Origin of the sequence: Aeromonas sp. FDAARGOS 1419 (assembly GCF_019047045.1) — a bacterium.
Taxonomy (GTDB): Bacteria; Pseudomonadota; Gammaproteobacteria; order Enterobacterales; family Aeromonadaceae; genus Aeromonas; species Aeromonas veronii.
Window position 1 is genome coordinate 1,758,921 of record NZ_CP077209.1, and the last position, 11,240, is coordinate 1,770,160.

Genomic DNA, 11,240 nt, shown 5'->3' on the forward strand with positions numbered 1-11,240 from the left:
CCAACGTATAAAAACGTGGAAAATAGAAACGTGGAGAACATCATGTCTGCTGAAAAGAAATATGTCGTCGCTCTGGACCAGGGAACCACCTCTTCCCGCGCCATCGTGTTTGATCAGGATGCCAACATTGTCGGTACCTCCCAGCGCGAATTCACCCAACACTACCCGAAAGCGGGCTGGGTAGAGCACGACCCGATGGAGATCTGGGCGACCCAATCCTCCGTCTTTACCGAAGTGCTGGCCAAGACCGGGCTGCGTAGCGAAGAGATCGCTGCCATCGGTATCACCAACCAGCGTGAAACCACAGTGGTATGGGAAAAGGCCACCGGCAAGCCCATCTACAACGCCATCGTCTGGCAGTGCCGCCGCACCGCCGCCATCTGCGAGGAGCTGAAAGCACGCGGTCTGGAAGAGTACGTTCGCGAAAACACCGGTCTGGTGCTGGATGCCTACTTCTCCGGTACCAAGGTGAAGTGGATCCTCGACAACGTGGAAGGTGCCCGCGAGAAGGCGATGAACGGCGAGCTGCTGTTCGGCACCATCGATACCTGGCTGGTCTGGAAGATGACCAATGGCGAAGTGCACGTCACTGACCCGACCAACGCTTCCCGTACCATGCTCTACAACATCCGCGAGCTGAAGTGGGACGAGAAAATGCTGGACGAGCTGGGCATCCCCATGTCCATGCTGCCGGAAGTGAAACCCTCTTCCGAAGTGTACGGCTACACCACCCGTGGCGGCGGCTCCCGCATCCCCATCGCCGGTATCGCCGGTGACCAGCAGTCTGCCCTGTTCGGCCAGCTCTGCTTTGAGAAAGGGATGGCCAAGAACACCTACGGCACCGGCTGCTTCATGCTGATGAACACCGGTACCGAGCCGGTTCGCTCCAGCAACGGCCTGCTGACCACCGTTGCCATCGGCCCGAAAGGGGAAGTGAACTACGCGCTGGAAGGTGCGGTGTTTATGGGCGGCGCCACCATCCAGTGGCTGCGTGACGAGCTGAAGATCATTCACGATGCCCGCGACACCGACTACTTCGCCTCCAAGGTGGGCGATACCAACGGCGTCTATCTGGTGCCGGCCTTCGTCGGTCTGGGTGCGCCCTACTGGGATCCGTATGCTCGCGGCACCATGGTCGGCCTGACCCGTGGCGCCAACCGCAACCACATCATCCGTGCAGCGCTGGAATCCATCGCCTATCAGAGCCGCGATGTGCTGGATGCCATGCAGCAGGACTCCGGTATCAAGCTGGCAGCGCTGAAAGTAGACGGCGGCGCCGTAGCCAACGACTTCCTGATGCAGTTCCAGGCTGACATGATGCACACCCCGGTGGTACGTCCGACCCGCATCGAGACTACCGCCATGGGCGCCGCCTTCCTGGCTGGTCTGGCAGTCGGCTTCTGGAAGAGCTCGGACGAGCTGGAAGACAAGTTCAGCGTTGACCGCGAGTTCATCCCGCAGATGGACAGAGACGATCGCGCCAAACGTTACAGCGGCTGGCAGAAAGCAGTTGAGCGTTCACGCCGCTGGGCTGAAGAGGATTGATCGGGCACCCGATATTCCGTTGAGATAAACACCAGAGAAGCCGACAGCAATGTCGGCCTCTCTTTTTATGCTTTCCCTTGCCGCTTTCTGCCCCCTTCCCCGCTAACTGCTCCCTCCTGTTTTTCTGCCGCCCTCTGTTGTCACCATCCGCCACAACGTAATTGAGTTCTCTATCTATAATCATCATCTGGGTCGCATATGCGACCTTATTTATGAGGAGAGCGATATGGAGAGGGCGATACACCGTTTTACACTGCACTCACTCTGGTCAGGGCTCGGGATCCGCACCCGGATCCTCGCTGGCGTGGCGATACTGATGGCCATCGCCATCAGCTGCATCACCTTGATCCTCGAGCAGATATCCCACAGTCAGGCCCAGCAGCGGGTCGAACGCTACGAGCTGCCAAGCAGCGTGGATCGCATTGCCAACCAGCTGACAGCGCAGCTTATCCAGCACCTGACCGAAGCGCAGGCGCTGGCCAGCAACCGTTTTGTCATCGACTGGCTGACCGCTGGCATGCCAGAGCAAGAGTGGCCCGCCATGGAGCGCTACTTTCAGGATCTGCAACGGCGGATCGGCGGCAACGTCTTTATCGCACCCCGCCAGAGCAACACCCTGATCAACTTCAGCGGCGGCCCCACCGCCCAGAAATCGCTGAGCGAATCAGACCCGAAAGATGGGTGGTTTTTCGGCTTTCTCAAACGCAGCAAACCCTATGAGCTGAACCTCGACATCTCGGATTTTGACAAGCGCGCCTCCCTCTATATCAACACCGCCGTCACCCACGAGGGCAAGACCCTGGCAGTGGCAGGCACCTCCATCGACATGAGCGCCCTGAGCAAGCTCATCAGCGGCTACCGGATCGGCAAGAGCGGTCAGGTCTATCTGGCGGATATGGAGGGCAATATCGAGATCCACCCCGAGCAGGAGGTGGAGGGGGCCGCCCACCACCAGCAATCCTTCCTCGATACCGTCAAACGGCTTATTCCCAATGCCCGGGAACAGGTGGCCGTAGAGGCGCTAACACTGGAGGGGCAAACCTACCTCATCGCGGTGCGTTACATCCCCACCCTCAACCGGCTGCTGATTGGCGAGATCAACAGCGCCGAGCTGGAAGAGGGACTGCAGGAATCCCGCCAGCTCATCATCATGGTGTCGCTCGCCATCGGCGGGATCGCTATGCTGGCCTCCGCCTGGCTGGCTCACTCTATCAGTCGCCCGATTCGTCAGGCAGCCGATGGCATGCACCACATCACCGCCGATCGGGATCTGGCGACCCGCCTCGACTTCTCTGACGAGTCGGAGCTGGGCATGATGGCCCAAAGTTTCAATCAGCTGATCCAGAGCCTGAACCAGAGCTTCTCCCGCTTCCAGCAGTCAGGCAGCGCCCTCTCCGCGCAGTCGTCCCAATCCATGCAACAGGCCCAGGCACTGGCAGGAGAAGCATGCCAGCAGGCCCAGAGCATTCAGGAGCTGACCACTGTGGTCACCACCATCGGCGACAACGCCGAGCAGATCGCCAGCCGCTCTGAAGGGGTCAACGACGTAACCCAACGCATCGCCAACCATATGCTCAGCATCGAGCAGGATGTGACCCAGAGCGCCGCGCAACTCGACACCTTGCGCAGCAGCATCGGCAGCTCCTCGGCCCTGCTCGATGAGGTGGTGAAAGACAGCAACAACATCACCCAGATCATGAACCTCATCCGCGATGTCTCGAACCAGACCAACCTGCTGGCCCTCAATGCGGCCATCGAAGCGGCCCGTGCGGGGGATATGGGACGGGGCTTTGCGGTGGTGGCTGACGAGGTACGGCAACTGGCGGTGCGTACCCAGACCGCCACCAAGGATGTGCAGGATCTTATCTTGCGCCTGCAGGAGGGAACCCGGCAGGCCAGCAGCTCGATGGCAGACTCCCGCAACCTGAGCGAAGAGGGATACAACCGGATGAATCAGGCCAGAGAGGTACTGGTTGATGCCACCAGCCAGATCAACCAGACCGCCCTCGAGATCAACGAGATCAGCGCGCTGGCGCAGGCGCAGAATCAACAGATGGGGCAAGCCAGAACGGCGCTCGACGAATTGGCCATGGTGGCCGAACACCAGCGGGAACACGCGCAGGAGAGTAATGCCGCCAGCCGCGAACTGTTCGAACTGGCCAAGGCCATCGACGAGCAGATCCGCCAATACCGGATTGGCTAGACCCGGCGCTTCCCTCTCTCCCTCTCAATAACCAAGACGCCACCACAGGGTGGCGTTTTCATTTTGCAAATCATTTTGCCTGCACTCTCGAAACGGGAATGACGACAAAACTCGCAAGATATTGATAATTAACATGAAAAAATGTGGAACGGCCATTGCTTAGTGATATCAGACTCAACAGAGGGATATCGCCATGAAACCGACCACCACTCAAGCGCCCGTAGCTCACGTCGCCACTCCAAAAGAGACACTGACCCCCCGCGAAGGCACCTTCCTGATGATGGTGGCCCAACTGGTGGTGCTCACCTGCATCGTACTGGCCGCCACCATCGGCGGCCTCTCCTGGCAGTGGACCCTGCTGCTGGCCATTCCACCGGTGATCGGCGGCGCCCTGCTCAGCCGGGTATGGGGCAAACTGCCCCAGTAACTCCGCTTCACATCACACACCTTCCCGAACCGGCGGCCGACCCTCAAGTCGGCCGTCTGTTTATCTGCCGCCAGGCTAATGCTGATTGACCCCAACGAATGAGCGGCTTGTTTTTCGTTAAGCAAACCGCAGCGACTAACCGTTCAAACAAACCGCACAAACCAACCTGAACTACAGGGTATGGCTGCCCAGCTGCTCCTTGAGAAAATCGAGCCAGACCCGCAGCCGGATATCCCGCTGGGCATCGGAGTAGAAGACCGCATTGATGGGGCGCGAGGCGCCGCTGTTGCTGCGGGCCAGCACCTCCACCAGCGCGCCGCTCTCCCGATCCGGCCCGGTCATGAAATCCGACAGACAGACGATCCCCTGACCCGCCAGCGCCAGCTGACGCAAAGTTTCACCGCTGCTGGCACGCAGGCTGGGGGTGATGGCAAAGCGATCCCCCTGCTCGGCACTGAGCAGCGGCCAGTGGTTGAGGTGATCGGGATGCAAAAATCCAAGCAGCTCGTGACCGCACAGCAGATCCGCCGGTTGGCGCGGGGTGCCGCGCTCGCTCAAATAGGCCGGAGAGGCCAGCAGCCGCAACCGCGAACGGCCCAGTGGCAGTGCGCGCAGTGAGGAGTCGGTCAGCTCGCCGATGCGGATGGCCATGTCCACCCGCCGCTCCATCAGATTGATAAAGCCCTCCGAGCTGTGCAGCTGTAGCTCGATGGCGGGGTAGCGGCGGCGAAACTCGCCGATGATCGGCACCAGCCGGTGCAGAATAAAGGGGGTAGCGGCATCGACTCTCAACACCCCTTCGGGTTGTTCCCGGCGCATCAGCAGATGCCCCTCCGCCTCACTCATCTCGGTCAGGATCTTCACCGCCCGCTGATAGAACCAGCTCCCCTCCTCGGTCAGACTGACCCGGCGGGTGGTGCGATTGAGCAAAACGGTTGAGAGCTTCTCTTCGAGCCGCTTGATGCCGCGGCTCACTACCGAGTTATCCATGCCGAGGTTCTCCGCCGCCTGGCGAAAACTGCCCGCCTCCACCACCGCCACAAACAGGGTCAGTTCATCAGAATGGGTCTTCATTGCTGTTATCCGGACAAGAGTAATGGGCCTTTATAGGCGCAGCCGCTGTGGATTGGCAAGCGTGCTCAGAGAGACGATCTTGTTTTTCGAAGAGAAATAACCAGAGAGAATCACTATCTCTCATCCTGTTTAATCAGTAGAATGCTATCAAAAGGAATCGTATGAAGCCATGTTATCAAGGAGATACATTAATGGAGTTTGAAGAACGGCTGGCTATTGCCCATCAACTACTGGCTGACAGTGGCCTCAAGGAATTTCACTACAATCCGTGGCTGTTCAAATTGCTGCGTAAACTCGGCGTCCCCGTCAAGCCGCCTTATTACGCGAGCTGGCTTACCAATTTCCTCTGTTCCGGCCTATCTATTGCGCCGTTATGGGGTCTGATTATGTGGACATTCGTCTGGCATCCAGAGGGAAGGGATCTTTTATCAGCCCTGTTCAACACAGCCATGTTCGCTGGCGTATTTGGTCTTTTCACCTTAATTGGACTCTGGCTCAAGCGCCGGCAGCTTGGATTGACCCCATGGGAGCAGTTGGAGCACCAGCACATCAGTGAAGGCACAGAGAAGAAGGTTAAAGCTCCTGCTGCCGATTGAAACTGGGTGCAATACAGGCTCTGAAGAGCACACTTTCACAGACTCGGACTCTCACCTTGCCAGATTTCGTTAAATTTTTTATCAGCTTTTCAATTAACTGCCTCATCCAAACCGCCATTGGCCTCTTGGTTCTCGCCTACAGGCTTTTCCGCCACCACAATGGCAACTGGCGCAGCTATCGACGAAGCTGGGATCCTCTCCCTCTATTTGCCTCCATTTTCCTTGGCATGGTGATCGCAAAAAAGCTTCATCCGGCCATCATGGCAGCCTTGTAGTGATTGGCCATAGCTTGGACGTTCAATCAAGTAGTTCACCAGATGATCAAACAGTTGTGCCCTCACTGTGAGATAAGCAGTGGATCAAAGCGTCCATACGGGCCAGTAATACCTCTTTGCGGGTTTTAGGTGGTTTGCCATTGAACGCGCAATCAGCGAAGGTGAGCTGGTGACTCATGCAGAAACAGGGGTGTTGACTACAAATTCAGACAATCATTCATAAAAATTTCTCACGACTGCTATTGCTGCTCTCCCCCCAATACTGTTTTGCGACCAGCGCCCTGTTTCCAGCAAGTCACGGCAGGCATACTGACCCTTCGTTTTTGCCAAGGAGGTTCAGATGTCATCACCCGTGATTGTGATTGCCCAGCTTGAAGCCAAACCCGAATTCGCCGCCCAGTTTCGCGCCGCCCTTGAGCCGCTGATTGCGGCCACCTTGCAAGAGGCGGGCTGCCAGCGCTATCAGCTGCACCAAGACTTGGACAATCGAAACAGCTGGATGCTCTACGAGGTGTGGGAGAGCGAAGCGGCCCTCACCGCCCATCAGGGTCAGCCCCACTTTACCGAATTTGTCGCCAAGGCCGAGCCCTGGTTTGCCAGCAGCACCATTCGCCGCTATCAGCCGCTGGGCGCCTGACTGGCCCCTGTGCCACTTTCCACTTAGCCCATCAAGGGCCAACCACCACCCCATTGAGGAACAAGATGATCAATATGTCACCCATGGGTCTGGGCACTTTCCGCCTGAAGGGCGAGCCGCTGCTTGCCACCCTGACCAACGGTCTGGAGCTGGGCTATCGCCATATCGATACCGCCCAGATCTATGACAACGAAGCCGAGGTCGGCGCCGTGCTGACCCGCAGCACTGTTGCCCGCCACGAGATCTACCTGACCACCAAGGTGTGGACCAGCGAGTTTGGCCCGGGCAAGCTGATCCCGAGCCTGGAGGTAAGCCTGGAAAAACTGGGCACTGACTATCTGGATCTGGCGCTGATCCACTGGCCCTCCCCCAAGGATGAGGTGCCGATGGCAGTCTATCTGGAGCAGCTGGCCGAGGCCAAGGCCCGGGGCCTGACCCGGGAGATCGGGGTCTCCAACTTCACCGTGGCCCAACTCAAACAGGCTATCGAGATTATGGGGCCTGGGGCCATCGCTCACCAGCAGATCGAGGTTCATCCCCTGCTGCAAAACCGCAAGGTAGTCGAGTTCTGCAAGGCCCACGGTATCGCCGTCACCGCCTATATGCCGCTCGCCTATGGCAAAGTGCTGAGCGAGCCGCTGCTGATGGAGATTGGCCAGCGCCACGGGGTATCGGCGGCGCAGGTGTCGCTGGCCTGGCTGCTGGCGCAGGACATGACAGTGATCCCGAGCTCCACCAAACGGGAGAATCAGGCCGCCAATCTGGCCGCCCTCGATATCACCTTGAGCAGCGAGGAGGTGGCCGCCATCGCCATGCTGGATCGGGGCGAGCGCTGCGCCAATCCCGACTTTGCCCCCGCGTGGGACTGACGCGAAAGGCGTGAGACTAACGCGAAAAAAAGGCTGGCTCTGCCAGCAAGCCAGATAAAACAGGGAGAGCATCATGCTCTCCCTGTCTCTTTTCTTGCCTCACGCTTTGCAGCGCTTGCTGAACGTCCAGTCGCCATATTGATGCCAGATGCAGCGCCGCAATCAGGGCGCGTTCTGGCAAAGGGCGGGATCGAACACTTGCTTCCAGTCTGATTTCATATCGACCACCACCCAGCCCCGCGCTTTTGCCTGCGCCAGCCCGTCGATCAGCTTGCCGCTGACTGGCGGATGACTGTCGTAGGCATATTCGCGCTTGGCATCCGTGTGGTGCACCAACAGACCAAAAGTGTGGTAATCCGGGTTGGTCGAGGTGTATTGCAGCATGGGCACGTCGCCATCGCTGTTACCAAAGGCGCCGACCGGACGCTGCCCCATAAAGAGGTGAATGGCGGCCGGTTTCGCCTTGCTGTCATCGAAATAGGCGCCGTTCATGGTCTTGCGGATCTCGCTGCCCTCCCCGGTCAGGGCAAACTCGCCGAGGGTAAAGGAACCAATCACCTGCTGGGGCGGGATGCCATACATCTGCTCGGACATCACCCGCATAAAATCGACGCCGCCGCCGGAGACAATCCAGGTCTGGAAGCCATTGTCCCGCAGATACCCCAGCAGCTGCTTCATCGGCAGATAACCGAGCTGATCATAGTGGCAGCCAAAACGGGGATCCTTGCTGCTGTTGACCCAGCGAGTGACCCGCTCGGCAAAATCGGTGGTAGTCATGCCGCTGTGGGTCAGTCCCACCAGCTTGGCGAGCCCCTTCTCCCCCGATTTGGCCACAGCCTTGAGGTCGTTGTTCAGCACTGCCGCGACGATGGGGTCGGCCTTCCACTCCGGGTGTTCCGGCGCCAGACGCTTGATCTCGTCCATCGCAAACTGCAGCTGATAGGTCATGGGCGCTTCCGGCCAGAGAGTGCCGTCATTGTCAAACACCACATGGCGCTTCTCTGGCGGAATAAAAGTGGGCTGCTGCTGATCGGTGGCATTGGTCACCCAGCGGGTGATCGCCTGCTTGGCTGCCGTGTCATTCCAGGCAGAGAGGGGATCGCTCTGGCTGGCCTGTACCGCAAAGGCGCCGCACAGCAGCAAAAGAGAGGAGAGTCGATTCAATGTCATCATGTTACCTGTCAGCTGGATGTTGCCTGTCTATTGCCTGTAGATGAAAGCGCACGGCCATCACAACACCGGCGCGCATGGGTTCAACACACACGGGTTTCACAGGGAAAATCCTATGGCTGCCAGCTTGTACTGGAGCTTAAGCAAGCTCAGAAAAGGAGCAGCGTTCATCCCGTTCTGCGAGGCAGATCACTGCGTTGCGCTCACGCCGCGGGCACCACAATCCCCTCCCACTCAGCGTTATTGCTGCTTATTTGGCAAAAGTAATTTGCTGTCACCGTCATTTTTGCCAACAAAACCCATCGGCATACTGGCGCCATTCTCCCGTCGGGAGTCCCTAACCAAGGAGTTGTTATGCCACTGGCGTTATTTGCCCTTACCTTAAGTGCCTTTGCGATAGGCACCACCGAATTTGTGATCGTGGGGCTTATCCCCACCATCGCAGAGCAGCTCAATGTCTCGCTCCCCTCGGCAGGCCTTCTGGTCAGCCTCTACGCCCTTGGGGTAGCTATCGGTGCCCCCGTGCTCACGGCGCTGACCGGCAAGGTGCCGCGCAAGTGGCTGCTGGTAGGGCTGATGGCGCTCTTTACCGCCGGCAACCTGCTGGCCTGGCAGGCCCCCGGTTACGAGAGCCTAATTGTGGCCCGTATCCTCACCGGATTGGCGCACGGGGTCTTCTTCTCGGTGGGCAGCACCATCGCCACGGGTCTTGTGGCCAAAGAGAAGGCAGCGAGCGCCATCGCCATCATGTTCAGCGGCCTTACCGTGGCGCTGGTAACCGGCGTACCGCTCGGCACCTGGATTGGTCAGGTCTTTGGCTGGCGTGAAACCTTTCTGGTGGTAAGCCTGCTGGGTTTGGTCGCCATGGTGGGTAGCCTGCTGCTGATCCCGGGCAACCTGCCCAAGGGGGCTGCCTCGACCATCCGCGAGCAGCTCTCGGTACTGACCAAAAAGCCGCTGCTGCTGGTCTACGCCAAAACCGCCCTCGGTTATGGCGGCGCCTTCACGGCTTTTACCTTCCTCGCCCCCATCCTGCAGCAGGTGAGCGGCTTTAGCGCCGGTGCGGTGAGCCTGATCCTGCTGGTGTACGGGGTATCGGTCGCCGTCGGCAATATCTGGGGTGGCAAGCTGGCCGACAAGATGGGCCCATTGCCCGCGCTGAAACTGCTGTTTGCCGGTCTGGCGCTGGTGCTGCTGGCCCTCACCTTCACCGCCCCCCATCCGGTGCTGGCCGTGCTCACCGTGCTGGTGTGGGGCGCCTTTGCCTTCGGCAACGTGCCGGGTTTGCAGGTGTTGGTGGTGAAACAGGCCGAGCTGCACACCCCCAAGGCGGTGGATGTGGCATCGGGCCTCAATATTGCCGCCTTCAACGTCGGCATTGCGCTGGGATCTGTGGTTGGTGGTTTTGTGGTGGAACACCTCGGCCTGATGCACACACCCTGGATCGGCGCCCTTATCGTGCTGCTGGCCTACGGGCTGACCCATGTCAGCGAGCGCCGCGAAGCCCTCCGGCTCGCCGCCTGTCAGGCATAAGTTGCGCCAGCAGGCGTCACGCAAGGGCGTGGCGCCTGCTGCAATCGGCGCGACAGGCTTCTATGCTGTGACACAGCCTCAAGCCCTCAACTGTTTCAGTAACCAAGCCTGCCCCCTAGCATCATTTGCCACGGAGTCTGTTATGAAGGTGCTTATTGTCTATGCCCATCCCGAACCCAAAAGCTTCAACGGTGCCCTCTTCTGCCACGCCATCAGGGCGCTGGAGCAGGCGGGCCACACAGTGATGACCAGCGATCTCTATGCCATGGGCTTTGATCCTGTCTCGGATCGGCGCAACTTCACTGCCGCCAGCGATCCCGATTTCCTCAAGCTGCAACTTGAAGAGCTGACTGCCACCGAGCAGGGCAGCTTTGCCCCGCAGCTGGAGCAGGAGATGCAAAAGCTGGAGGCGGCCGACCTGTTGATCTTCCAGTTCCCGCTCTGGTGGTTTGGCCTGCCCGCCATTCTCAAGGGGTGGGTGGATCGGGTCTTTGCCATGGGGCGGGTTTATGGTCAGGGCCATATCTACGAGAGCGGCAAGTTTCGCGGCAAGCGGGCGTTGCTGAGCCTCACCACCGGCGGCCCCGCCGAGACCTATTTGCCCGACGGCTTCAACGGCGATATCGACGGGGTGCTGCGCCCCATCCAGCGCGGGATCCTGCAATTTGTCGGCTTCGACGTGCTGCGCCCCCATATCTGCTATGCCCCGGTGCGGGTCTCGCAAGAAGAGCGGGAAGCCTGGCTCGCCCAGTGGGCCGAACGCCTTGGCCAGATTGAGCAGGAGTCCCCCATCGCAGTCGGCCGCTACCAGTAACGGCTGACGCAGCTGACATTCCCACCCCATAAAGCACAAACACAACGAGCGGCACCCGGCCGCTCGCTGTTTTTCACGCTCTGTCGTTATGGTTTTT

The 11,240-nt window shown here is 59.3% G+C and carries 10 protein-coding genes; 8 read left to right on the plus strand and 2 right to left on the minus strand.

Annotated elements, in window-relative coordinates; genetic code table 11:
* The first annotated feature begins 42 nt into the window (after nt 1-42).
* The 3 genes from glpK to I6L49_RS07815 all read left to right on the plus strand — a co-directional run bounded on the left by glpK (nt 43) and on the right by I6L49_RS07815 (nt 4,175).
* Nucleotides 43-1,545 (plus strand): glycerol kinase GlpK, encoded by a 1,503-nt coding sequence (gene glpK, locus I6L49_RS07805; RefSeq protein WP_005337546.1) that lies wholly within the window; start codon nt 43-45, stop codon nt 1,543-1,545.
* A 226-nt stretch (nt 1,546-1,771) separates the two neighbouring features.
* Nucleotides 1,772-3,748 carry a methyl-accepting chemotaxis protein gene (locus I6L49_RS07810; protein ID WP_103422270.1) on the plus strand — a complete coding sequence of 659 codons (1,977 nt, stop codon included), beginning with the start codon at nt 1,772-1,774 and terminating at the stop codon, nt 3,746-3,748.
* Between the two features lie 193 nt (nt 3,749-3,941).
* Nucleotides 3,942-4,175 carry a hypothetical protein gene (locus I6L49_RS07815; RefSeq protein ID WP_216951114.1) on the plus strand — a complete coding sequence of 78 codons (234 nt, stop codon included), beginning with the start codon at nt 3,942-3,944 and terminating at the stop codon, nt 4,173-4,175.
* A 171-nt stretch (nt 4,176-4,346) separates the two neighbouring features.
* Here the strand turns inward: I6L49_RS07815 and I6L49_RS07820 are convergent, their stop codons facing one another.
* Nucleotides 4,347-5,249, minus strand: a complete 903-nt coding sequence (locus tag I6L49_RS07820) for a LysR substrate-binding domain-containing protein (protein WP_040067784.1) — start codon at nt 5,247-5,249, stop codon at nt 4,347-4,349.
* 191 nt (nt 5,250-5,440) lie between these two features.
* On the opposite strand from I6L49_RS07820, the gene I6L49_RS07825 reads away from it, so the two are divergent.
* The 3 genes from I6L49_RS07825 (at nt 5,441) to dkgB (ending at nt 7,626) form a co-directional block, all read left to right on the plus strand.
* Nucleotides 5,441-5,845, plus strand: a complete 405-nt coding sequence (locus tag I6L49_RS07825) for a DUF6404 family protein (protein ID WP_040067786.1) — start codon at nt 5,441-5,443, stop codon at nt 5,843-5,845.
* Between the two features lie 615 nt (nt 5,846-6,460).
* A complete protein-coding gene (locus I6L49_RS07830) occupies nt 6,461-6,757 on the plus strand; it encodes a putative quinol monooxygenase (protein WP_110302950.1) in 297 nt (98 codons plus the stop codon).
* Between the two features lie 65 nt (nt 6,758-6,822).
* On the plus strand, nt 6,823-7,626 hold the full coding sequence (gene dkgB / locus I6L49_RS07835) for a 2,5-didehydrogluconate reductase DkgB (protein ID WP_216951116.1): 804 nt from the start codon (nt 6,823-6,825) through the stop codon (nt 7,624-7,626).
* Nucleotides 7,627-7,788: 162 nt separating this feature from the next.
* On the opposite strand, the gene I6L49_RS07840 is transcribed toward dkgB, so the two are convergent.
* Nucleotides 7,789-8,799: an HAD family phosphatase gene (locus tag I6L49_RS07840; protein ID WP_254127562.1), complete on the minus strand. Its 1,011-nt coding sequence runs from the start codon at nt 8,797-8,799 to the stop codon at nt 7,789-7,791.
* 351 nt (nt 8,800-9,150) lie between these two features.
* Between I6L49_RS07840 and I6L49_RS07845 the strand changes: the two genes are divergently transcribed.
* Both I6L49_RS07845 and I6L49_RS07850 read left to right on the plus strand, forming a co-directional pair.
* Nucleotides 9,151-10,329, plus strand: a complete 1,179-nt coding sequence (locus I6L49_RS07845) for an MFS transporter (RefSeq protein ID WP_204483780.1) — start codon at nt 9,151-9,153, stop codon at nt 10,327-10,329.
* Between the two features lie 142 nt (nt 10,330-10,471).
* Complete coding sequence (locus tag I6L49_RS07850; protein ID WP_216951118.1) at nt 10,472-11,143, plus strand: NAD(P)H-dependent oxidoreductase; 672 nt, start codon at nt 10,472-10,474, stop codon at nt 11,141-11,143.
* Nucleotides 11,144-11,240: the final 97 nt, after the last annotated feature.